Annotated in this window: 20 protein-coding genes and 1 pseudogene; 12 read left to right on the top strand and 9 right to left on the bottom strand. The window is 64.0% G+C overall.

Features of this window, described 5'->3' with window-relative positions; translation table 11 throughout:
• Positions 1-88 precede the first annotated feature (88 nt).
• Positions 89-1,537, bottom strand: a complete 1,449-nt coding sequence (locus PKF00_RS22295; protein WP_271219539.1) for a DNA cytosine methyltransferase — start codon at positions 1,535-1,537, stop codon at positions 89-91.
• 95 nt (positions 1,538-1,632) lie between these two features.
• Here PKF00_RS22295 and PKF00_RS22290 point away from each other — a divergent pair, with 95 nt between their 5' ends.
• Together PKF00_RS22290 and PKF00_RS22285 are read left to right on the top strand one after the other, a co-directional pair.
• On the top strand, positions 1,633-2,151 hold the full coding sequence (locus PKF00_RS22290) for a very short patch repair endonuclease (protein WP_271219538.1): 519 nt from the start codon (positions 1,633-1,635) through the stop codon (positions 2,149-2,151).
• Positions 2,152-2,457: 306 nt separating this feature from the next.
• Positions 2,458-2,705, top strand: a pseudogene (locus PKF00_RS22285) (transposase); the annotation flags it as partial.
• 505 nt (positions 2,706-3,210) lie between these two features.
• Here PKF00_RS22285 and PKF00_RS22280 read toward each other — a convergent pair.
• The 4 genes from PKF00_RS22280 to PKF00_RS22265 form a co-directional block, all read right to left on the bottom strand.
• Positions 3,211-3,576 (bottom strand): hypothetical protein, encoded by a 366-nt coding sequence (locus tag PKF00_RS22280; RefSeq protein ID WP_271219537.1) that lies wholly within the window; start codon positions 3,574-3,576, stop codon positions 3,211-3,213.
• Positions 3,576-5,549 (bottom strand): hypothetical protein, encoded by a 1,974-nt coding sequence (locus PKF00_RS22275; protein ID WP_271219536.1) that lies wholly within the window; start codon positions 5,547-5,549, stop codon positions 3,576-3,578. Before PKF00_RS22275 ends, PKF00_RS22280 begins: the two co-directional genes overlap by 1 nt.
• 405 nt (positions 5,550-5,954) lie before the next feature.
• A complete protein-coding gene (locus PKF00_RS22270; protein ID WP_271219535.1) occupies positions 5,955-6,926 on the bottom strand; it encodes a NaeI family type II restriction endonuclease in 972 nt (323 codons plus the stop codon).
• Positions 6,923-7,651 (bottom strand): HNH endonuclease, encoded by a 729-nt coding sequence (locus PKF00_RS22265; RefSeq protein WP_271219534.1) that lies wholly within the window; start codon positions 7,649-7,651, stop codon positions 6,923-6,925. The genes PKF00_RS22270 and PKF00_RS22265 overlap by 4 nt, the downstream gene beginning before the upstream one ends.
• A gap of 641 nt (positions 7,652-8,292) precedes the next feature.
• Here PKF00_RS22265 and PKF00_RS22260 point away from each other — a divergent pair.
• From PKF00_RS22260 to tgmC, 6 genes are all read left to right on the top strand, one after another.
• On the top strand, positions 8,293-8,490 hold the full coding sequence (locus tag PKF00_RS22260) for a hypothetical protein (RefSeq protein ID WP_271219533.1): 198 nt from the start codon (positions 8,293-8,295) through the stop codon (positions 8,488-8,490).
• A 5-nt stretch (positions 8,491-8,495) separates the two neighbouring features.
• Positions 8,496-9,023: a DUF6879 family protein gene (locus tag PKF00_RS22255; RefSeq protein ID WP_271219532.1), complete on the top strand. Its 528-nt coding sequence runs from the start codon at positions 8,496-8,498 to the stop codon at positions 9,021-9,023.
• Positions 9,016-9,873 (top strand): helix-turn-helix domain-containing protein, encoded by an 858-nt coding sequence (locus tag PKF00_RS22250; protein WP_271219531.1) that lies wholly within the window; start codon positions 9,016-9,018, stop codon positions 9,871-9,873. The genes PKF00_RS22255 and PKF00_RS22250 overlap by 8 nt, the downstream gene beginning before the upstream one ends.
• Positions 9,874-10,070: 197 nt before the next feature.
• Entirely contained in the window at positions 10,071-10,334 is a 264-nt protein-coding gene (tgmA, locus tag PKF00_RS22245; protein WP_271219530.1) for a putative ATP-grasp-modified RiPP, read from the top strand.
• A 10-nt stretch (positions 10,335-10,344) separates the two neighbouring features.
• Positions 10,345-11,280: an ATP-grasp ribosomal peptide maturase gene (tgmB, locus tag PKF00_RS22240; RefSeq protein WP_271219529.1), complete on the top strand. Its 936-nt coding sequence runs from the start codon at positions 10,345-10,347 to the stop codon at positions 11,278-11,280.
• Entirely contained in the window at positions 11,277-12,437 is a 1,161-nt protein-coding gene (gene tgmC, locus PKF00_RS22235; protein ID WP_271219528.1) for an ATP-grasp peptide maturase system methyltransferase, read from the top strand. Before tgmB ends, tgmC begins: the two co-directional genes overlap by 4 nt.
• A 38-nt stretch (positions 12,438-12,475) precedes the next feature.
• Here tgmC and PKF00_RS22230 read toward each other — a convergent pair whose 3' ends face one another.
• Positions 12,476-13,516: a radical SAM protein gene (locus PKF00_RS22230; RefSeq protein ID WP_271219527.1), complete on the bottom strand. Its 1,041-nt coding sequence runs from the start codon at positions 13,514-13,516 to the stop codon at positions 12,476-12,478.
• A 249-nt stretch (positions 13,517-13,765) separates the two neighbouring features.
• Between PKF00_RS22230 and PKF00_RS22225 the strand changes: the two genes are divergently transcribed.
• The 3 genes from PKF00_RS22225 (at position 13,766) to PKF00_RS22215 (ending at position 16,319) form a co-directional block, all read left to right on the top strand.
• Complete coding sequence (locus PKF00_RS22225) at positions 13,766-14,110, top strand: hypothetical protein (protein ID WP_271219526.1); 345 nt, start codon at positions 13,766-13,768, stop codon at positions 14,108-14,110.
• Between the two features lie 116 nt (positions 14,111-14,226).
• Positions 14,227-15,369, top strand: coding sequence for a hypothetical protein (locus tag PKF00_RS22220; protein WP_271219525.1), 1,143 nt, complete (start codon positions 14,227-14,229; stop codon positions 15,367-15,369).
• A gap of 17 nt (positions 15,370-15,386) precedes the next feature.
• The gene (locus PKF00_RS22215) at positions 15,387-16,319 is read left to right on the top strand and encodes an inositol monophosphatase family protein (protein WP_271219524.1); all 933 of its coding nucleotides are present in this window, start codon (positions 15,387-15,389) and stop codon (positions 16,317-16,319) included.
• Between the two features lie 237 nt (positions 16,320-16,556).
• Here the strand turns inward: PKF00_RS22215 and PKF00_RS22210 are convergent, their stop codons facing one another.
• Complete coding sequence (locus PKF00_RS22210) at positions 16,557-18,017, bottom strand: hypothetical protein (RefSeq protein ID WP_271219523.1); 1,461 nt, start codon at positions 18,015-18,017, stop codon at positions 16,557-16,559.
• Positions 18,018-18,138: 121 nt separating this feature from the next.
• Complete coding sequence (locus tag PKF00_RS22205; protein ID WP_271219522.1) at positions 18,139-19,002, bottom strand: NAD-dependent protein deacetylase; 864 nt, start codon at positions 19,000-19,002, stop codon at positions 18,139-18,141.
• Positions 19,003-19,355: 353 nt separating this feature from the next.
• Here PKF00_RS22205 and PKF00_RS22200 point away from each other — a divergent pair, with 353 nt between their 5' ends.
• Positions 19,356-20,540 (top strand): serine hydrolase domain-containing protein, encoded by a 1,185-nt coding sequence (locus PKF00_RS22200; protein ID WP_271219521.1) that lies wholly within the window; start codon positions 19,356-19,358, stop codon positions 20,538-20,540.
• A gap of 500 nt (positions 20,541-21,040) precedes the next feature.
• Here PKF00_RS22200 and PKF00_RS22195 read toward each other — a convergent pair whose 3' ends face one another.
• The gene (locus PKF00_RS22195; protein WP_271219520.1) at positions 21,041-22,948 is read right to left on the bottom strand and encodes an ABC transporter ATP-binding protein; all 1,908 of its coding nucleotides are present in this window, start codon (positions 22,946-22,948) and stop codon (positions 21,041-21,043) included.
• Positions 22,949-22,983 lie beyond the last annotated feature (35 nt).

The raw sequence follows: 22,983 nt of genomic DNA, 5'->3' as shown, positions 1-22,983 counted from the left end.
TGGGGTTCGTAAGTCTCTGTCGGGTTATGTGCCTACTTGTCTAAAAAATGTTGAGCACCCCAGTGAGCTACAGCATCAGGCCACTATGTCAGCTGATCTTCGCTCTGTGCTTGCTGAACAGGCCATGTCGCTGATGATTTTCCTGCCCAATAAACGCCTTGAACTCACCAAGACTGTACGCGACATCACCGTTGGACCGTTGAACCGACAGTAGCTCGAAGTCATGGCCGAGGTGGTTCAGGTGCCGCTCGACATCTGGTTGATCCATTGGCTCATTCGTATCAGCTAGCCGCTCAACGATCTGCTCAACCGTCAATGGTCGGCCGCTGCTCAGCAGAACCTTGTAGACGGGATCCAGCACAACATTGGTGTTTTCCACCAAAATCTGCCGGTTGCCCTCTTTCAGTAGAGCTTTTCTAATCGCTACGCCGAGTGCCTTCGCGATCGGGGGTGGGAAAGCATTGCCGATCTGCCGATACTTGGAGGTCTTGCCGCCGCGGAACTCCCACTTCTCAAACTCCCTGCCGTACCAACCCTGGATCCGCGCGACCATCTCTACGGTCAGCATCGGATGCTTGACGCCCTTTACCCTCGGGTTATTCGGTCCGGGTGGCCCGTCCGCTACCCCCTTGGCGTCGACTCCCATCGCCTCCCATGCAGCCTTGGCGCGCGTGGGACCGAGATCAGCACCGCCGTGTCTCTTGGAGCCCCCGACGATGGTTGGGGCTATCTTGTTCGCCTGCTGGACCCATTCGTCCAGCTTTTCCTCAGGCCAATCACCCAAGGCCATCAGGTCCCTGAGTAGCTCACCAACTGAGGGCGGCTCCTCCGTACACCGCTTGGGCCACTCGAAGTATTCCGCGTACTCAGGCCTGAGGGCGACCAGCACAAACCGAGGTCGGAGCTGTGAAACTCCATAGTGATCCGCTTGCAACAACTTCCACTCGGCTATGTAGCCATACTCCTTCAACCGGTCGAGTACTCGCTGCCGATATGCTGTGAACCGGCTGCCGCTCAGACCCTTGACGTTCTCAAGCAGGAGCGCCTTTGGCTTGATCCGGCCACACAGCTCCACGGCCCATGCGAACAAGTCCCGCTCGTCGGTGGCGCCCAGTTGCTTGCCCGCGATACTGAAGGGGGGGCATGGCACGCCTCCAGCAAGCAGGTCGACGTCGCAATATTCGTCTGGGTTCCAGACCTCCGGGTCAGCAACGTCACCAATTCTGACAGTGTCGATGGCTTCCTCCTCGTCGTATTTGAGCACTTTGACGAGGTTGTGACGGAGCGTCTCGGCGGCCTGCCTGTCGAGTTCGACGGCAAGCAGATGCCGAAAGCCTGCGCGTTCCAGCCCGAGTGACTGCCCTCCCGCGCCGGCGCAGATCTCGACGACCTTGAGTTCGTCCACGCGCTCTGACGTAGGCGGTGTTGACCCAGCGGCCCCAGTGAGCTCACGCTCCAACTTTGCGCTCTCCGGCTCGAGGAGCTGCTCGTTGGCCCCAGCGTGGGTGTCGATGATGCAAAGCTGCTTTTCGGTCACTGGGACCCCTTGCGTAGTCCGGATGAGGCAGTGGACCACTGGGCAGTTGTATCTTCGCGTAGAAGATTGTCAGTCGCATGCCCAATGGAACGAGTGTGGGAGAGAACAAGAGAGTCCAAGCCAGGAAGCAGGCCCACGAGCAAGGGATTTATCCGGCGCCGCTCAACGAGGGCCGATCCCGGAACATGCAGGCCAACCGGCGCTCCGACACCAAGCCTGAGGTTGCCCTGCGTAGGGCGCTGCACCGCTTGGGTTTGCGCTACCGGAAGGACCTCCGGTTGGATGTTGCTGAGGTGAAGGTCCGTCCAGATATTGTCTTCACAGCCAAGAAGGTCGCGATCTTCATCGATGGCTGCTTCTGGCATGTCTGCCCGGAACATGGCCGACAACCCACCACGAACGAGTGGTACTGGGCACCCAAGCTTCGCCGAAACATGGAGCGCGACCAACTCGTCAACTCTGCCCTCGAGGCCGCTGGCTGGCGTGTGGTCCGGCTTTGGGAGCATGAACCGCTTCCCGCGGCCGTAGCGGCGGTGGTTGCAGCGGTGAAGCCCGATACCGAACATGCGAGCGAGACTAGCGTGACCAGCCGACAACCTAGCAACCAGGAGTGAGCATTCAGCATCGTACCGACAGTAAAGAATATATGATCTTGCTGCGGGAGGCGTACGAGTCGGGTTGTGTTCATGGATGTGGCGCTTGAGCATCCCGCAGGCAGTGCGCGGCTTCCAGTTGCGCAGATCCCGTTACCTCGGCTTAGCCAAGCCCCATCTACAGCGCGTCCTGGCAGCAGCCGCAACCAACTTCGTCCGTGTCGACGCCTGGCTCACCGGCCTCCCTCTGGCTCTTAGCCGCCGCCATCACCTCGAAAAGCTCCCAACCGCGACCGCGGCCTAACCATCGGAATTTGCCAATAGTGTCAGATCTGGTCCAACAACCCTCAGGAGCGGTTAAACAAGGAGATCCGCCGCCGCACCGACGTGGTCAGGATCTTCCCGGCCGGGCCGCGATCATCCAGCTCGTTGGTACGGTTTTGGCCGAGCAGACCGATGAGTGGACCGAGGGCCACCGTTACATGGGGTTGGACATCCTGGCCAAGTGCCGGACGTGTGTCCTCGTCGGCGACACACCGACACGCAACCCCATCCCACAGAAACTCACCAATTAACCTGTAGAAACAGGATCACGCGAAGGTTAGCTTATACACCGTCAGCGTGGACGTGACCGAAGCCTCACAGACTCCTCGCGTGCCCATTGAACAGTGGAAACATATGGATCAGTTCGACGACAGCCCAGATTTAGGCACGTATCTGGCACGACCAAGCCCTAGGCGCCGGGTTTCGACATCACCAATTAAGCCGACTCACTGAAGCCGACTGGGGCTTTGAGACAGACGGCCGCACAACACCCAGTATGCTGCAGTAACGGTCCTCTTGATCAAGAAGTCCCAAGTGAACCGCTGTCCATCGTGAATAGCCCGCTATGGGCATGGTCGCGAGTACCAACATGTTACTGACATCATCCGGCAGAGGGGCGCTGAGCAGGTGGACGATCTGCTCTGGGAGTCAGGCGGTCAACTGAAAGAGCACCCAAACAACGCGAAAAAATTAGGATACATAGAGGGGGTGAACCGCATCTCGGCTCACCCCCTCCGGCTTATCCAGGATCAGGACTTAACTGGCCTGAGGCCAGCGCTCCCGGTCATACGGCAGGAGCCATCCAGCGACCTTGCCGCCAAAACGCCGTACCTCCACCTCAGAGGTACTCGGCTGGAGGGGCAGGACGTAGATCCTGCTCCACTTGCTCGTCCGCGGGTCTTCTCGCAGATACTCGCCGATATGGCTGGCGAGACCATGTGGATCGGCTGGCCGGTAGACAGACCCGACATAGCAGACCTTGCCGTTCTCGTCCTCGACTGCGTAGACAGCACACGACAGGTCCGGCAGCTGTTCCGGAAGCGGTCGCATTGGTAGGGGCATCCTGTGAAGCAGGCGCCTCCCAGCGAGGTCGGTGAGGGCCATGTACACCATGCGCTTCATCAGTTGGTCTCCTCCTCAGACAGGTCGTCCTCATAGTCTGAGTTTCCGTTCTGGGCCTCCATGACCGCGATCAGCCAGCCGTCAGCGGTGTCCTCCAGCTTTTTGAGATCTTCTCGGAGGAGCAGGATGTCTGGCTTACCGGTCTGTTCCACCAGAGGAATCGCGTCGCCCGGCATGTAGATGCCTGCGAGGTTCCGCATGCTGTCATCCAGCTGACGGACGCTTTTCTGCACGGTCTCCATGGCCGCGCTGAAGCGCTTGCGGGCCCCATCCTCCGGCAGGATCGAATCCTCTGCCACTCCGTCCTTAGGGGCGAGCTTGTCACGCAGGAAGTTGTTGCTGATCACAACGTCGGCGCCCGCAGCGGTCTTCAGGGGCTGCCCCTGATCATTAACCCGCCGGGGCCGCAGGCCGACGCGGTCGTCCTCCAAGACCTGCCGCAGATGCCGGAGCCCAGCCTCCGTCTTTAGCAGAGCCTCAAGGACCTCACCAGCAGGACGCCGGTCACCCTCAGGACCCTGGTCGTGACGCGGTCCGCCGATCATTCCGTGCTTGCAGAGCACGTAGGCGGCTCGTACCCACAGTTCGGTTCCGGCGGGGCCACCGGGAAAGCCGTCGGATAGTTCCTTGAACGCGGCTTCGAACAGAGCCTCAGGAGTCCGCTTGGTCCGCTTCCAGAGTCCACGAGTGCTGAGGTTACGGGGCAGCGCTTCTTTGAGCAGCTTGCGGAACTGGGTGACCTTCGCCTCCGGGAAGAGGGGAGCACCGTGCAGTTCGCGGGCGATCACTTCGATGCCCAGGGGCAGCTTGGTGTTCCCTTCCACACGGACTGCCCGCCTACGGGAAGGAGCATCCTCGTCACTTGTCAGTACAAGGGCGATCGGTGCTCGGATCGCGTCGTGCGTCGTCTTCTCGTTCGTGGTGAACATGTGGATGATCCATGCAGCCCGATCGTCCCCGTACGGTGGAATCTTGAGCCGGGAAGCGTCGTCGCGTGTCAGGTAGCCTCCAAGCCACATCGCCTCATTATCAGACCCGAGGACGTCCGCTTTCCGCGCGGAAAGTAGGCACTCCTCGGCGAGTGAGGTGTTCTTAGACTCCGTAGTCCACCGAGTCTTCGGGTTGAGGTGGTCCTGGGCGACCCTCGCTTTGATCGCCTGAGACAGGTCAACCGCTCCAGGGACGTCGGGCTCCACTCCGATGATCAGCTCGAACTCGGTGACGGCGCACCGCACTGCCGCCTGTTCCGTTGGCTCGATCTCATCGACAGGCTTGTCGGCGTAACTGTTGAGCCTGGTGATGTGGCTTTCCATGCTGCTTGCGCTGCGCGGCAGCTGATGGAGCACCTCATTGGCGCTGACATTGAGATGCCAGTGACCGTGGCTGACACGGGAGGAGCCTTCCCTCACCACGGGATAGGTCATCGGCATAGCCTCGTCCTCCTCGAAGAAGAACGTCGTTGCCACACCGATCGGGGGATCCATGATCCCCTGCTCCGCAATACTGGGGTTGGGGGTGTTGCGGTTACGCGTCGTCTGAATGGCCCACCTGAGCTGCCTGGTGAGCTCCTCAGGGCTCGCGACGTGGACCGCCATCTCGCCGACGCCATGTTCGGTCGCGGCCGCGAGCGCGGCAGGAGGGGCATCTTTGGTCTCCGCCAGCGCGAACTGGACCAGGTCAGCGTTACGTGGGTTGTACGGGTCCGGCACCAGCCTCGCCGTGTACACCTCGCCCGAGATTACCAGCTGGTACGCGCCGGGGATCCTCCGCCGCTGCGGATTGCTGACCTGGGGCAAGACCGCCTTGGGGTTGGTCCAGATCGTGGAAATGGCGCCGGCGGCACGATCACTCATACCGTGCTTCTTCAGAGCGGCACGAAGGGCCCGGTGGTCTGCCGAGTCAGGGATGGGCGGGACCAGCCTGATCGGCTTGGAAAGCGCGTCCGGACTTGGAGACGTGATGTTCGATGACACTGTGGTTGCCTCCTCGGCTCCCAACGCCGCAGGAACCTCTCCCGCGGAGCAAACACGCGGGAACCGGAGACGCCGAACCGGCCCTCGCTTCCCTATCTCGCAGGTCTGGCCCGCAAGCAGGGAGCGTTGGAGACACATCTCCACTCCGCTGGGTCGGCCTCAGCGCTCTACGGCGCTTTCCCGGGCCTCTCCTATACCCGTTCAGGTCGGCGCCTGTCCGGGGTTGCAGAGTGACGCATGCTCCTACGTCATGGTCAACAGTACGTAAAGAAGCGGCAAAGTCAAGCCAATATGAGACAGGAACGCCATAGGGGCCGGACCGCATGTGCGGTCCAGCCCCTATGAGCAAGCGGGGGGTATGAGATGCGAGCTCCTGAGGGGATTCGCCGAACACGCTTTAGCGCACTACTCGTCCTCCGTGGAGGACTTTTTTGTGTCAGGGAGCATGGGGGCGGGCTCTACTGGATCGTCGGGCCTTGCCACCACCCACTCCTTGCCTTCGAGATGGATATACGGGAGGTTTCCATGTAGAGCGTGACGCTGGGCTAGCCTTACGCTGATCGACTCACCACTGCCAGGAACTGGAACTCCAAGCTGGCGGGCAAGCGCTCTGTGACTGTCGTACTGGCCGAAGATGACGATGCCTTCAGGCTTGAGGTTAGAGCGCGCACCGCCGTTTCCTCGGACACGCTTCATATAGTCTTCTTGCTGCGCCACGGTGGCGACGGCGGTTCGGCCGACTAGCCGACCCTGCGCCCTGCGGAAGAGTTCGTCTACGCGCTTGCTCCCATGGCGTTCGCATTTGTGGCCGGTCGGCCCACAGCTGAAGATGGCAGCAACATCTTCCTTTGGCATGCGGAGCAGGACATTCTCGGGAAGGGGAGCGTTCTGGAACAGCCAGCGAATGGTGCCTTTGCCCTCCTTTGTCAGGCGTCGTTTACGATCGCGATTTCCCTTCTTTGATGTCAGCATGTCTGGATGGGCTCGAACAAGGCCTGCTGACCATCGTCCGAGCTGGTCATTACCCCACAGGCCCAAGAGTAGATGCCCCTCCGCCTCCGGGGGGATCATCCATTCTCCAATATCCTGTGAGTACTTGCAGTCCACCTCGACGCCTTCAATGGAATAGTCGAGAACCTCTCCGTCGGAAAACTCAAACTCTCGCTGCAAGTTGATCTCGACCAGAGTGCCGCAATGTGTCTTCTCGGTCTTGTGCAGCTGCTCCCAGCGGAAGCGTCCAGTGTGCTGGCCGTCCAAGAGCATGTCGAAGGTCCGCCTGATCGCTTTCCCCGTCCTGGCGCCGTCCTCGTCGAGGGCCATGAGGCGGGTGAAGACTGCTTCAAGCGCTGAATCGGGGGCCATTTCGCCAACGCTCAACTTGCGCTCCCATCGCCCGTGCCCAGAACTGTTCCAAGCCTCTTGTTAAGAGCCTCCCGATGTATGGCAGGGAGCTGCCGGTATAGCGCCCAGACCTGTTCTGTCTCCAGCATGAGCCGACGATCTGCAGCCATCCAGGCCAGTAGCTTCTGCTTCTCTCTCTTTGGAAGCTCTTGGATCCGGTCCCAGACCTGTTCTGCGGAGAACTGGACACCTGTCAGATGCTTCACCGCCTCGTTACAGCGTGCGCACTCGGTGATGAGGTTTTCGAGATGTGCGGCGGACCCGTGCTTGTGTGGTGTGACATGTCCAAGCGTGAGCCGGGCGCTGCTGCTGGGGTCGTCCGGGTACGGCTCGCCCGCACTGATCCCGCAGCGCACGCACCGATGGTGATCCCGCTCCAAGACCTCCCGCCGGAGTTTGCTGCTGATCGCGCGCAGCCCAGCGGATCGCTGCCCCGGCTCCCAGATGTGTGCTCCAATTTTCTCTAGAAGCAGTTCGTCCGGACTGAGGTTGGCCATGTCCCGGTAGGTCCTGATGATCCAGCCGGCAGGACGGAGATCCCGCATGCGGCGGTCGACCTGCTCTACATCCGGGATTGCCTGCCGCAGCTGTTGCTTGTTGAACCGATTGCCCTCACCAATCTCGTTGTGGAGCCAGAGGGCCACACGGATGCGAGCCCCCAGTTGGTCGTTCTGCCAGTTCATCCAGACGGTGTCCGTCAAGGGTCTCCTCACCAAGATCTCTGGCGCGAGCGTAGAGGTTTGCGGCAGGATTCGGCAACTATCGGCAGATGGCCGCTAAGTCCAGAAATACCGGCACCACCGCGCACTTCGGATGAGGAGCGGCTCAATCCAAGCGAGCACTCCCATCCCTTCGGGCGGCCATGGCGATTTTCTGGACCTCAGTTCGGGATGTCCTCAACCTGTTCGCTGTCACTAGCCAGGCCAAGCGCGTACTCGCCGACTGGTGGAGCGACCCGTCGAAGATGCACGTCGTGCCCTCCGTAGAAGCGCACTGGGGCGCTCCAGGCCACTGCGTTGTAGACATCGCCACAAGGTCTCGGTCACCGTCTCACAGCCAGGCATGTCCAACAGGGCGAGCGCGGCGAGGTCGGTGATGAGCATGCCTTCGGACATGGATGCTTCGCTCTCACCAACAAGATTGATGAGCTGTCGTCACCGATGTCCTTGCCGGAGGATGGAGCGGCCTAGAGGTCTCTTCTCTGAGGACGGGTGGGGGCTGAAGCTTTCCTACTGGGAGTGGTTGGCTTCAAAGCCTGTACGGAGCGTTGACGGCGCTCGTTGTGTCGTTCAGAGTCGGTGTTGCTCGCAATCCTTGGCAATCGCTCGAAAGGATCATGCTCATGCGCCTGCGGTTCCTCGGTACGTCCTCCGAGAACGGTGACTGTCCTGCCGCCTACGAGACCTCCAACGGCACGGTGGCCATCCAGGGGAAGCTCGTCCTCGACCCCCAAGCGCTCGGCGATGCCGTCAACCTCGGCCTGGGCGAGGCTATCGTCGAGATTCCCCGCGAGATGCTTGAGTTCATCCCGAAGGAGTAGCAAGGGTGACGGAGCTAGTCAGAGGTGACCGCTTCCAGGAGCTCTTCACCTTTTTCCGGTCTACCGCCCAGCGTTTGGAGACGCGGGACCATTACAACTCGCCGGTCGAGCAGGAGCCGCTCCGTCGATTCCTGGAGGGGAATCCCGATCCGGAATGGGCGAACAGGCCGTGGCTCCACTCGGTTCGTCAGGCGGCGACGGAAGGGCGACTCTTTCAGAGAGTTCGGATTGTCTCCCTTCCGCTGTCAGGCTATGCCCGATTCGGGCTGCATGGAGCTAAGGCGAACAATGCGGCAGGCGAGGACATCCGGTACCTGGATCGTGATGCCGCGCTCAAGGCGAACATTCCTCAGTTCGATGTGTGGTGCTTTGATCGTTCCCTGTCGGCGGTCCTTCATTTCGGAGAAGAGGATGGCGCGCTTCTGGGGGCGGAGCTGATCGATGACCCTGTCGTCGTAGCCGAGCACTGCAGGTGGTTCGATCTCGCCCGAAAGCTTTCCGTGTCTCGCGAGGAGTTCGCCAAGCGTGTCTAGCAACATCCGCCAGGCACGTGAATCACTCGGCTTCAAGCTGCGGGAGGCCCGGCTCGACGCGGGTCTGAGCGGCAAGGAGCTTGCCGGCCGGGCCGGATGGCAGGCATCCAAGGTCAGCAAGATCGAGCTGGGCAAACAGACGCCCACCGAGGCTGACATCCGGACCTGGCTGGAGATCGCGAACGCTCAGGAGAGAGGGGCCGACCTTGTCGCCGAGCTTCGCTCCCTGGAGTCGAAGTACATGGAATGGCGTCGCCGAATCCGTGACGGGGTGAGGGTGCGCCAGGAGGAGATCCGCGAGCTCGAATCTCGTAGCGGCCGGATCCGATCGTTTCAGTGTTCGGTCATTCCTGGTTTGCTTCAGATCCCCCCATACATGCGGGAGCGGTTCAAGAGGTCGGTTCACATCTGGGGTGCTCGTGACGACATCGAGGAAGGGATAAAAGCGCGTCTCAAACGCCAGGACATCTTGTACGAAGCAGACGTTCACATAGTGATGACCGAGGCGGCGCTGCGATACGGCACGGCTCCCCGCGAAATCCTGATGGAGCAGCTTGACCGCCTCTCCTTGGCCACCTCTCTTCCCAGACTGAAACTGGGCATCATTCCGCTGAGGGAGTCGTACGCGGCTACACCTCTGCACGGCTTCCACATCCTGGAAGACCACACGGTGCTCGTCGAGACCTTTGCGGCCGAGCTCACCCTCGTGCAGCCGGGTGAGATCGAGATCTACGCGAAGGTCTTCGACGCCCTGGCAAGCATCGCGCGCTACGGCCGTGATGCCCGCAGTGTGATCGCGCAGGTGCTGACGGAGCTGCGCGCGGAGGCGGAGTCGGGAGATTGCGACTAGCCAGTGAGGCTCATGGGTTTTCGAGCAATCCAAAGCAATCTCGTTGACCTGGCAGGGCGTGGATTCCTACCGTCGGAGCGTGTCCTCACAGACAGTCAGGTCTGATCCCTGGATGTCGACACGTCCTGGCCCTGCTCTGGCGAAGGCATCACCCCACCCCCGCTCCTCCCGGGACACGCCGGGGAAAGGACGCAGCCATGAACGACTCGCACGGACAGCCATGGGGTCTCACGAGGCTGGTCCCGTTCGTGATCGGGGAAAGCGCGCCGTACAGCGTCGAGCTGGATCCCGTCACCCAGACCGGTGTCCACCGCGACACGACGAGCGGGCAGCTCATCGAGGCGGGCAAGCACGGCACCAACAAGCAGACCAGTAAGACGCAAAGGACCGGGGGAGGAGGCGACGGCCAGAGTCCTCCACCCTCGGATCAGACCACCGTCACCGACTACGACAACGACTGACGGCCGCCCCGTGATCCTGGTGCTCACCTGCCTGGACGATCCGACAGCGGACATGGTCATCAACCATCTGAACCGGCGCGAGGTGTGTGTCGCCCGCTTTGACCCCGGCGTGGATTTTCCCGCCGACGCCGAGCTGTCGGCGTGGTTCGGAAGGTTTCCTCCGCACGGCGTCCTCACCACCCGGTCACGGCGGATCGTTCTGGAACGGGTGCGGGCCGTCTACTATCGGCGGCCCACGCCGTACCTGTCTGAGAGTCCGTCGCAGGGTGAACGGTTCGTCGGAACACAGACCCGATTCGGGGTTGGCGGAGTCCTCGCGGCTCTGCCGTGCCCGTACGTCAGCCACCCGTGGGCGATCACCGCCGCCGAGCACAAGCCCCTTCAGCTCGCCATGGCGCGTCAGGTCGGATTCGACGTTCCCGCCACCCTGATCACCAACCGGGCGGATGATGCCTGTGCTTTCGCGGCCGAGTACGGTCCGATCGTCTACAAGCCGCTGCGGGCCACCTCGTGCAACGGTGCCGACGGGAATCCCGCCACCATCTGGACGACCCAGGTCGAGCCTGATGACGTGGACGACACTGTCAGCCGTGCCGCGCACCTGTTCCAGGCACGTGTCGACAAGGTGGCCGACCTTCGGGTGACCGTCGTCGGAAGGCGGGTGTTCTGCGTACGGATCGACTCCGGCCTGCTCGACTGGCGGCAGGACTACGACCGCCTTTCCTACACGGTGGTCGATCCGCCGCCCGGACTCGCCGATGGCTGTCTCGCCTACCTCGAAGGACTCGGCCTGCGCTTCGGCGCGTTCGATTTCGCGCTCACCAAAGATGGTGTTCCGGTGTTCCTGGAATGCAATCCCAACGGACAGTGGGGGTGGCTCGAAGACGCCACCGGGCTGCCGATCGCCGCAGCTATAGCCGGCCTGCTCTTGGAGGAACCGACATGACCGCCAAAGCCACATCCGGCCTTGCCGTACGGCTTCGTCGTGCCCTCGCCGATCAGCTCGCCCTGACCGGATCCCTGCGCGGCCCGGCATGGCGGGACGCGGTCGAGGCCGTGGCGCGTGAACGGTTTCTTGGTTCCGCGATCGCCAGGGCCACCAAGTACGGCGAGGGATGGGAAGTGATCCATCGCGAGGAGGTGGGCGCGGATGAGTGGCTGGAGCTGGTCTATCGCGATGAGACGTGGGTGACGCAGATCGACGGGGTCATGGTCACGGACGCGCACGGCCTCGTCCAAGGAGCGCCCACCTCGTCCTCGACACTGCCCGGTTTGGTCGTACGGATGTTGGAGGCCGCGCGGATCTCCGATGGGGACAAAGTGGTGGAGATCGGCACGGGCACCGGGTACTCCACCGCGCTGATGTGTCATCGGCTCGGTTCCAAGGCTGTGACCTCGATCGAATACGACCCCGCCGTAGCCGGCCGGGCCCGTGACGCGCTCACTGCCGCCGGATACACGCCCACGCTCGTGACCGGTGACGGTCTCGCGGGTTATGAGAAGAACGCCGAATACGATCGGCTGATTGCCACCTGCTCCGTGCGTTACATCCCGTTCCCCTGGCTGTGGCAGGTGCGTGACGGCGGCACGATCACCGTCCCGCTCTCCGGGTGGATGTACGGCAGTGCGTTCGCGCGTCTCACGCTCGACGACGACGGCACCGCGAGTGGACGATTCCTGGAGGACGACGTCTACTTCATGACGGCTCGCCCGCATGGGCCGCCGCCGATGGCGGCTCCCTATCTCGGGATCGGGGATGGGCGGAGCAGCCGGGTGGATCCTCGAGTGCTGGACGATCCGGCCGGGTTGTTCGTGGGACAGTTGGCCGCGCCGTCGGCGATGAAGGTGGGCGGTGGCGACGAGGTCGTCCTGCTGGACGTGGCGACCGGGTCGCAGGCCACCACCAAGCCCGACCCGGAAGGCGGGTGGACGGTTCACCAGCACGGGCCTTTGCGGTTGTGGGACGCGGTCGAGGACGCCGTTCTGACCTGGCAGGCGGCTGGCTCTCCGCACCAGTCCGCCTACGGGCTCACCGTCACCAGAGAGCGCCAGTACGTCTGGTTGGGCGAACCCGACGGGCCGAGCTGGGATCTCCCTGTGTGAAGGACGTGGCTGTGTGACTTGGGGAAGGTCTGTCGCGCCTATTTCCGGGTCTTCTGCGGGTAGTCGCGGTAGATCGTGGGTTTCTTCTCCTTGCCTGGGAAGACCATGATCAATAGTTGGACGGTGGCATCCGGGGTGTCGATGTTCTCCCGTACGGCCTTGCGGCCTCGGACGTGGACGCGGACCCGGTAGTCTCCTGGGCCGTTGACCGCGAGATCGGGAAGCTCTTCGCCGTTGTCGCCCACGATGGACAGGGTTCCCTTCGCGGTCGTGTAGCCGACCTCGACGACCTGTTCCCAGCCTCGGGTCTCCACGGGAGGACGGCGTCTGTAGGCCTCGCCTGTCACGCACGCGTGGCCGATTTCGTCCGCGGCCCAGATGTCCAGCGCGCCGGGTGCGCTTCCGACCAGGTCGGCGACCATGTCGCCGGTCGATCCGCCCTCGTTTCCCTCGTCCCACGCGTTGATGTACCAGAACTCCGTCCACATGGTCGCGCGAGCCTGCCGTACCGGCCTGATCTTCGGCTGGTGGCGGGGGTGGGAGGAGCAGCGCTTCTTCGCCGCCGCGATGTAGGCGTCGTTCTCCGCCCGCATTCGCTCCTCCTCGTCCTCCTGGGCCTGGGCCACCGAGGGACACAGCTTCGCCAGCGCTCCTGTCAGCGAGGGGTTGTTCATCTTGCCGATCGCCTTCGCCACGGCGGGCGCGGAGACGTTGTCCTCGTTCTGGGCGGCCAGGTCACACCATTCGTCGTCGATGAGGGTGGCGTTGGTCTGCACGCTGTGCTGGATCCGACCTGCCTGACGCAGGTCCTCGAACGGCGCGAGCAGCGCGCCGAACTTGCGCAGTCCCAGGGCTAGGGGTTCCCCGCCGTGCCACACGATGTCCAGTGGGCCGCTGGGATCGGTCAGCTCCGCCGCCGAGTCGGCAACGGCCTGGGCGACCTCGGGGGACATCTCATTGCTGAGGCGCCGGAACGGCAGATAGCAGTACACGCAATCGAGGTTGCATAGCGTGGTCGGCTGGAGTACTAGGGTCTTGGCGTGGCCAAACCACCGATCGAACTCTAGTTGTCTTTCCATCTCGTGGCGTTCCTTTCGTAGAGGGGAAAGGGGCCGTGGTGTCCGTGGCCGCAAGAGGGTTGTCGCCCTTCGCGTGCCCCCCTGGCGGGGGTGAAGGGCGAGTTGGTCTCGTGGCCAGGGTGTTGTGCGGTCCGTCTAACCTCGCGTGCGGCCCCGGAAAGTCGCGCACCGCCGCTCGTGGGGAGTTTGTCGCGGCGGCACAGGAGGAGGACTCTCCATGTCGCCGCGGGTTTAGGGGATGTCCGCTAGGTGCGGCGCTGGCTGCATGTCCTCGATGCGAACGACCAACTGTGTGGCAAGTGCATAACGAAGAAGGTTCGGCTCGTCCAGGCCGACGAAAAAGTTGAGGTCATCTGTGTGAACGGGTTTCCGTTCATGTTGGGGTTGTACATGTCCTCCAGGACCACAGCGGGGGTTGTGAGGGCCACGATCCAGGCTGCGGGCGACACGTGGAACTGCGGGCATGAGCTGGGGGATTCCGGGATGCACGTGGCGCAGGTCGCGGGCGCGCTGGTCAGGCCGCTGTCCGCCTGCTGTCTGTCTAGGGATCATGCAACGACGGTAGAACTTGGTGGGTCTCCCTCACACCTATGACAGAGTCCGCAATTACTCGGATCTACGGGTGGTGCTGACCTGCGTTTTTCGTCGATCTTCAAGTTGTTGCCCATTGGGATGGGTAACCTAACGGCGAAATCATGAGGAGGCAGGCGATGCTTACCCAGAGTCGGGGTGGAGAAAGCCCTCAGGCACGGGGACGCGAACTGGCACGTATCGGTAGGCAGTTATGGCAGGAGACGGGCTCGGTCAAGGAGGCCGCCGTCGAGCTGATGAATCGGTATCCTGACATATCCAGCCTTCAGGCCCACCGCTATGTGTGTGGTCTCTCCCAGGACCAAGCCGCTGTCCGGTACAACGAGGTGACTGGGCATCAAACCAGCCTGGGTGGTACCTCCATCAACGCTTGGGAAACATGGGCGCGTGCCCGCCGTGGAAATGCATCGCCTCCATCCTTCTCAAGCCTGTTGATTCTTGCTACTGCGTACAGCAGTGGCCCCCTGGGCGTGGCAAATGATCACATCTCTCCCAGTGATCTAGTCGCTGAAGCATATGAGCGCCTCGCGCCCGAAGATCAGCTTTCACTGAAGAAGTTCACCGCAGCCGATTCGCCTAACGAGCCATCTGAATCAGGGACAGGGCGAGAAGGGCACCCGACCAAGCTGGACTCGCAGGTGATCTCCGCTGAAGCCAACGTCATAGGTCCTGACTTCAACCTTGCCGTCCCAACTGTCGAGTACGGCAACCCGGAGATCTGCCTGTACTCTCTGCCGAACCCCAAACCAGGCCAATTGCTGAACCTGACTTGGACGTCGTTCGGATATGGGATGGAACGGCTTGTCCAGCAGATCAAGAACGTCGGACGTCGCGTAGACGTTGATGCCTGCTTCGGGATCAACGAAGCTGGCCTAGTGATGGCGACCTTCCTCGCATCTGCCCAGTTTGGGCGATGTCCCATCGGATACTTAAAGTGCAACAAGAGACGGGACCTCATCGCTCTCGATCGGGCCTCGGTGTATCCGGACCTGCCAGGAGCCCCGACGATCGTCCTATGCGACTTCGAGGTCAAGCACGCGGACGTCGTTGGATTCATCACCCGAGAGATCCGCAGTCGCTACCCAGATGCGGAGATCTACTTCGCCGTCTTCGGTGCTATGACCAAGGGCCGAAACCTTGAAGTAGCCAGCTTCGACGACCTGACCGGTGCGGGCATCATGCGAGCTGCGGACTTCAAAGCGGTATTTATCGCTGCAACGATGAGTCCTCCCGGCATCGAACCGCCCCTAGAGCTACGCTGACAGAACCGAGGTGTATCGTGACGTCCCAGTCCCCTCTATCCGGTATTGCGCAGAACCTCGCCGAGTTGGTTGCGACGGTGATCAGTGAGATTCGTCCCCAACTGATCGAGGCCGCACTATCGGGTGATCGCTCGGAGAGCCGAAACTTTCGACATGCCGACAACTTTCTGTCGGAATATGACCTGTGGATGCACAAGCGCTATCAGGAACTGCTGACAGAGATCATTCCATCGTACGTCTATGCCTCAGAGGAGGCAGATCTCCAGATAATCGGAGATGATCCGGACCCCGACCTGTGCGTTCTGGTCGATCCACTCGACACGAGCGAACTAGCTGTCCGAGCCTTGTACGGCTACACACATGTCCTGGTCTACTCACGTAGCCTCGAGCGCCCGATCGCAGCGATAGTTGGTGACATCTTTCACCACCTCCAGATCTATCTCGCAGCCCGTGACGATGCCGGGCAAGAACAGGCTTTCGTCTTCACGGAGGAAAAGACCCCTCATGCATTGCGACTGGAGCGGTCTACTTCGCTACCAGAGTCGTTGATCACGAACTACTCTATGAAGCCTTCCGAACGCTTCCAACCACTCGCCCGGCAGACTCGCCTGATAGAGGAGTTGAGCCGACCCTCTCAGGACGGTGCCAGCCGAGGTCGGATCGGTGTGGACTTTGGCTCCATCGGGTTGTGTCATGTCGCCGCAGGCTTCAGCGACGCGATGATCGAGTTCGCAAAGGGATTCGCCATCTGGGATCTTGCGCCCGGGCACTACATCCTTAACGCTGCTGGAGGAGTAGTCCTCGATCTTCAGGGCCGTCCTATCCCATTGAACTACCAGTTCGGCACCGTGGCCGACATCAGAAAGGCCATGAGCCAGCGGCGAAAGTTCGTTGCCGCTTCCAGTCTGTCGCTTGCTCAGGACATTCTTACCGCGATGATGAAGGTATGAGGCTATAAGGCCAAACTGGACTGCCTTCTCGATTGGTCGATCCCGATGGCGGTTGTGGGATGCGGTCGAGGACGCCGTTCTGACCTGGCAGGCGGCTGGGGCTCCGCATCAGTCCGCCTACGGGCTCACCGTCACCAGAGAGCGCCAGTACGTCTGGTTGGGCGAACCCGACGGGCCGAGCTGGGATCTCCCTGGCTGAGGGGCATGGCTGTGTGACGTGGGGAAGATCTGCCGCGCCTATTTTCGGGCTTTCTGTGGATAGTCGCGGTAGATCGTGGGTTTCTTCTCCTTGCCTGGGAAGACCATGATCAATAGTTGGACGGTGGCATCCGGGGTGTCGATGTTCTCCCGTACGGCCTTGCGGCCTCGGACGTGGACGCGGACCCGGTAGTCTCCTGGGCCGTTGACCGCGAGATCGGGAAGCTCTTCGCCGTTGTCGCCCACGATGGACAGGGTTCCCTTCGCGGTCGTGTAGCCGACCTCGACGACCTGTTCCCAGCCTCGGGTCTCCACGGGAGGACGGCGTCTGTAGGCCTCGCCTGTCACGCACGCGTGGCCGATTTCGTCCGCGGCCCAGATGTCCAGCGCGCCGGGTGCGCTTCCGACCAGGTCGGCGACCATGTCGCCGGTCGATCCGCCCTCGTTTCCCTCGTCCCACGCGTTGATGTACCAGAACTCCGTCCACATGGTCGCGCGAGCCTGCCGTACCGGCCTGATCTTCGGCTGGTGGCGGGGGTGGGAGGAGCAGCGCTTCTTCGCCGCCGCGATGTAGGCGTCGTTCTCCGCCCGCATTCGCTCCTCCTCGTCCTCCTGGGCCTGGGCCACCGAGGGACACAGCTTCGCCAGCGCTCCTGTCAGCGAGGGGTTGTTCATCTTGCCGATCGCCTTCGACACGGCGGGTGCGGAGACGTTGCCCTCGTTCTGGGCGGCCAGGTCGCACAGCCGGCGGCCGTAGGCGAGAAGGTCACGGTCTGGCATGTCCGCCAGCTCGGGCACGCCCTCGCCGAGCCTGTCGCTTCGGATCGCGCACAGGAACTCCTTTTCGGACTCGTCGAATCCGGAGGCGGTGCCTTCACCGAACCCTTGACAACCGAGTGCCATCACGTCGCTCACCGGGCTGGCCGCGCTGTCGGCCACCGTGCCGAGGACGATCACGGCGACGAGCGACAGTGTGGCTCCCGTGCGGGCGAGGTGGCTCCTTCGGGGAAGCCCCGGAGTGCGGACGACGACAAGCACGAGGATCGCGGGAACCAGGTAGTAGAGGTTCGCCGCGACACTCCAGCCCACCACCTCCGGCGGTCCCCACACCTGCGCACACCCGGAGCTTCTGGACACGTCGAGCATGAGCAACAGCGGGGACGAGAGGTATTCGACGATCATCACCGTGGCGACGGAGCGGGCCAGTATCCGGCCGATCCGGGGGCGGCCGACCCGTTTGCTCAAGAGCATTCCACCCCAGGCGAGCACGATCAGCGGCACGGATCCGAAGTACGGAAGGGAGAAGGTGTGGATCGGGCCCAGCAGCCGCCGTATTTGGAGGTCGGCCTCGTATCCCGCGCACCACCCGTATGTCACGAAGCCGTAGGAGAAAGAGTCGCCCGCGCCGCCGGACAGCAATGCGATGATCATGAAACAGGCGGCGGGGGCGATGGCGGTCAGGATCGCCGCCGTCCAGAGAGCTGTTGATCGTCTGGGCACGGGACGGAAGGCTATAGGGCTCTTACGACAAAGGCGGGCTGTGATGCGATCTTTGTTTATAGGGGCCGAAATGGATTTTTCGGCGCTGCTGTCTCAGGTCGGAGGGGACTGCTGTCTCGGGTCAGAGGCGGTGTGTCGGGTCGGATGAGCCGGCGGCTTGTGCGTCGGTGAGGCGGATCAGTTCCGGGAGGATCGTGCCCAAAGGGGCGTCGAGGGTGAGGGTGGCGTAGGCGTCGCCGCGGGTCTCGCCCTGGTTGATGATCGCCACGGGGATGCCGAGCCTGTTGGCGTGCAGGACGAAGCGGCGGCCCGACATCACCGTCAACGACGATCCGAGGACCAGCAGCAGGCGTGCTCTCTCCACGAGGGCGTAGCACTCGCGCACCCGATCCACCGGGACGGTCTCCCCGAAGAAGACGACGTCGGGCTTCAGCGTGCCGGTGTCGCAGGCCCGGCAGGCGACCACCTGGAACCCGTTGACCTCGTCGTCTCCCAGTTCGACGTCGCCGTCCGGGTTGATCGTGGCGGCCCGGACTCCGAAGTGCGGGTTGGCCTGGGACAGGCGGCGGTCCAGCTCCTCGCGCGAGGTCGAGTCGCCGCAGTCGAGGCAGACCACCTGGTGCAGGCTGCCGTGCAGTTCGACGACCGCTCGGGCGCCGCCCGCCTGGTGCAGGCCGTCGACGTTCTGCGTCACGATGCCTGCCACCAGACCCCGCCGCTGGAGGTGTGCGACGGCGCGGTGGCCGTCGTTCGGCGTCGCCCCCGTCATCGTCCGCCATCCGACGTGGCTGCGGGCCCAGTAGCGTCGCCTGGCCGCCGGGTCGCCGACGAACGTCTGGTAGGTCATCGGGGTGTGCCGGGTCAGGGAGCCGCTCGGCCCCCGGTAGTCGGGAATCCCCGACTCCGTCGACATCCCGGCCCCGCTCAGCACGACGACGTCACCCGCGGCCAGCAGCTTCGCCAGTGTGCTCCTGTCCTCGCTCACCTTCCCATGGTGCCTCACCGCGCGTGCGGGCAGTCCCGGGCCCATGCTCCGTGCCGGAGATCTCGGGCCCATGTGCGCCGGAGGTCTCGCGCCGCCGCCGTCCTCGTTGCCGGGCCTGAGGAGCTCTCGGCTCATGCGTGCCGGAGATCTCGGAGCGCCGCCGGGCCGCGCTGGCGGAGGTGCCGTCGGTGGAGGGCTCCTGGGGAGGAGCCGGTGGAGGGCTCCCGGGGAGGACAGGGGAGGACATAGGGGGACATCGCCTGTGCCCGGCGGATTCGCTGAGTGTGGTGGACCAGGAGATTTAGCCGAAAGTTGGATAATCATCGTTCGGCGGGCGAACCATAATCCTTGCTGTGAAAGACCTGGGCAGCCTGGTGGAGGGGACCGCGTGCCAGTTGGCGGCGCGGCATGTGGGAGTGGTGGTCGCCGCGATCGCGGGGGACTCCGTGGAGATCGGGGGAGCGGGACGGACGGGCGGAGGGTACGGCGGCGCGCCCGACAGCGGGCGTGACGACGTGCCCGGGGCCGACACGGTGTTCGAGATCGGGTCCCTGACCAAGGTGTTCACCGCGTTGGTCCTGGCGCGGATGGTCGTGGCGGGCACGGCCGGACTCGACGAGCCGCTGGTCGAGCTACTGCCCGAGGGGGCGAGAGTGCCGTCGCGGGACGGTGCGGAGATCACCCTGCGGCACCTGGCGACGCACACCTCGGGGCTGCCGCGGCTGCCCAAGGGGATGTTGCTGCCCGCGCTGCTGAACCCCTCGAAGCCGGATCCGTACGCCGGATGCACCGCCGACGTCCTGCTGCGAGGACTGGCCGCGACCAAGCTGGGGGCCACGCCGGGGCGTCGGTTCCGTTACTCCAACCTCGGCGCGGGGCTGCTGGGGCTGGCGCTCGCGCACCGGGCCGGAGTCGACTACGAGACGCTGGTCGCGAGGGAGATCTGCGAGCCCCTGGGGCTGGCCGACACCGGCGTCACCGTCGACGGGGATCGGGCCAGGCGTTTCGCCCAGGGGCACAGTCGCAAGCACAAGCCCATCGCGGAGTGGCACCTCGCCGATCTGGCGGGGGCGGGCGGGCTGCGCTCGACGGCGGCCGACCTGGTCGCCTTCGTACGGGCCCAGCTGGACGCGGGTACGGGCGCTGTCGCCGCCCCGCCGGACGGCGACGCCGCTGCCCGGTCGAACGGTGGCGGCGGTGAGGGAGCCGTCCGGTCGAACGGTGGCGTCAGCGGAGCCGCCGCGCGGTCGGGCGGCGGTGCCGGTGAGATGGCCGAGGCGATCCGGCTCACCCGTGAGGTCGAGCAGCGGACCAGCCCCTTCTCCTGGGTGCACCTCGGGTGGATGGGGCAGCGTCTGCACGCCGGCCAGGGGGGCCACCTGCAGATCTGGCACAACGGCGGGACCGGCGGCTTCGTCTCGTTCGCGGGATTCGACCCGGAGAAGAAGGTCGCGGCCATCGTGCTCAGCAACACGCAGCGGTCGGTGGACAAGGAGGGGTTCGAGCTCCTCAAGATCCTGCAGTCGTGGAACTCCTGAGGAGGGCCGACACCGGGCACCGCGCGGGGTTCAGCCATACGGGGTGCCGTGGGACCGATCCGGCGGGTTCCGCCATACGGGGTCCCGCGGCACCAATCCGGTCGGGCGACGGCTACGGATACCTGGTGACGGGGCGTCAGGCTCCCGGCGGTTCGCCGTCACCCGAGCGGTGTCATTCGGCGGTGGGCGCGGCCGGGCGGTGGCCGGGTGGCCCGGGAACTGAGGGATTCCCGAGCCGCCCGATCCACTGAACTCCCGAGCCGTTCGGCTGGCCGGACCTGCGGGCGATCCGATTGGCCGGACCTGCGGGCGACTCGACTCGCTTCGCCTCTCCGACGGGCTCGGGTCCCGAAGACCCGAGCCTGCGGCTCCGCCTTGGCCGCCGGTGGGTTCGGACCCCGAAACCCCCTGGACCCACCGGCCCCCCATCAGATCTCCACCAGGCCCCCACCAGGTCTCCGTACGGCCTTCCGGCCAGGTCTTCAGCGCTTCAGGGGGCGTCAGCCTCCGACGGGTTCGCCTTCGCCGCCGACCAGGGCTCCGGTGAACTGGGCCGAGTAGAGGCGGTGGTAGGCGCCCTCGGCGGCGAGGAGTTCGGTGTGGGTGCCCTGTTCGACGATGCTTCCCGCCTCCATCACCAGGATCAGGTCCGCGTCGCGGATCGTGGACAGGCGGTGGGCGATGACGAAGCTGGTGCGGTCGGAGCGCAGGGCGGCCATGGCGTGCTGGACCAGGACCTCGGTGCGGGTGTCGACCGCGCTGGTCGCCTCGTCGAGGATGAGCAGGGACGGGTCGGCCAGGAAGGCGCGGGCGATGGTCAGGAGCTGCTTCTCCCCGGCGCTGACGTTGCCGCCCTCCTCGTCGATCACGGTGTCGTAGCCGTCGGGCAGGGAGCGGACGAACCGGTCGACGTACGTCGCCCGCGCGGCGGCCTGGATCTGCTCCTCGGTCGCCCCGGGGTTGCCGTAGGCGATGTTCTCGCGGATGGTGCCGCCGAACAGCCAGGTGTCCTGGAGCACCATGCCGATGTGGGAGCGCAGGTCGTCGCGGCGCATCGCGGTGATGTCGACGCCGTCGAGGGTGATGCGGCCCGCGTCCAGCTCGTAGAAGCGCATGACCAGGTTGACCAGGGTGGTCTTGCCCGCGCCGGTCGGGCCGACGATCGCGACCGTGTGCCCGGGCTCGGCCACCAGGGACAGGTTCTCGATGAGAGGCTGCTCCGGTGTGTAGCTGAAGGACACGTTCTCGAACTCGACGCGGCCCTGACGGGAGGTCGCGGGCACCGGATCTGCGGGGTCCGGGGCCTGCTCCTCGGCGTCCAGCAGCTCGAAGACCCGCTCGGCGGAGGCGACCCCCGACTGCAGCAGGTTGGCCATCGAGGCGACCTGGGTCAGGGGCTGGGTGAACTGCCGGGAGTACTGGATGAACGCCTGGACGTCGCCCAGGCTCATCGCGCCGGTGGCCACCCGTACGCCTCCGACGACGGCGATGGCGACGTAGTTGAGGTTCCCGATGAACATCATCGTCGGCATGATGATCCCGGAGATGAACTGGGCGCCGAAGCTGGCCCTGAACAGCTCCTCGTTCTTGGCGCGGAACGCCTCCTCGACCTCGGGCTGACGTCCGAACACCTTCACCAGCTCGTGGCCGGTGAAGGCCTCCTCGATCTGGGCGTTCAGGGCGCCGGTGTTGGCCCACTGCGCGACGAACTGCTTCTGCGAGCGTTTCGCGATCAGGCCGGTGACGACCGTCGACAGCGGGATGGTCACCAGCGCGATCAGCGCGAGCAGCGGCGAGATCACGAACATCATCGCCAGCACGCCGATCAGGGTCAGCAGCGAGGTCAGCAGCTGGCTCATCGTCTGCTGCAGCGTCTGGGAGACGTTGTCGATGTCGTTGGTGACCCGGCTGAGCAGCTCGCCGCGCGGCTGGCCGTCGAAGAACCGCAGGGGAAGCCGGTTGAGCTTGTCCTCGACGTCGGAGCGCAGCTGGAACACGGTGCGCTGCACCACGTCGTTGAGCAGGTATCCCTGCAGCCAGGAGAAGACCGACGCCGCGACGTAGAGCGCCAGGGCCCACACCAGGACCGTGCCCAGGGCGGGGAAGTCGATGCCGTGGCCGGGGACGACGTCCATCCCCGAGAGCAGGTTGGCGAAGTTGTCGTTGCCCGACGCGCGGGCGGCCTGGACCGCCTGTTCCTTGGTCGTCCCGGCGGGCAGCCGTCTGCCGACCACCCCGTTGAAGATCAGGTCCGTCGCGTGACCGAGGATCTTCGGCCCCACGACGCCGAACACCACGCTGATCACGGCGAGGCCGATCACGGCCAGGAGCCTCGGACGTTCGGGGGTCAGCCGCCGTATCAACCGTCGCATGGAGGGGCCGAAGTTCATCGACTTCTCCGCGGGCATTCCGGCTCCCCCGAAGGGGCCCCGTCCGAAGGGGC

The organism is Streptosporangium carneum, assembly GCF_027922005.1.
GTDB lineage: Bacteria > Actinomycetota > Actinomycetes > Streptosporangiales > Streptosporangiaceae > Streptosporangium > Streptosporangium carneum.
The sequence above is the reverse complement of the archived record's forward strand: the minus strand, read 5'-3'. Positions and strand labels throughout refer to the sequence as shown.

Coding starts and splice junctions, on each gene's coding strand:
- PKF00_RS22280 (WP_271219537.1), bottom strand. CDS start 3,576: ATGAAGCGCATGGTGTACATGGCCCTCACCGACCTCGCTGGGAGGCGC.
- PKF00_RS22260 (WP_271219533.1), top strand. CDS start 8,293: ATGCGCCTGCGGTTCCTCGGTACGTCCTCCGAGAACGGTGACTGTCCT.
- tgmA (WP_271219530.1), top strand. CDS start 10,071: ATGAACGACTCGCACGGACAGCCATGGGGTCTCACGAGGCTGGTCCCG.
- tgmC (WP_271219528.1), top strand. CDS start 11,277: ATGACCGCCAAAGCCACATCCGGCCTTGCCGTACGGCTTCGTCGTGCC.
- PKF00_RS22230 (WP_271219527.1), bottom strand. CDS start 13,516: ATGGAAAGACAACTAGAGTTCGATCGGTGGTTTGGCCACGCCAAGACC.
- PKF00_RS22220 (WP_271219525.1), top strand. CDS start 14,227: ATGCTTACCCAGAGTCGGGGTGGAGAAAGCCCTCAGGCACGGGGACGC.
- PKF00_RS22195 (WP_271219520.1), bottom strand. CDS start 22,948: ATGCCCGCGGAGAAGTCGATGAACTTCGGCCCCTCCATGCGACGGTTG.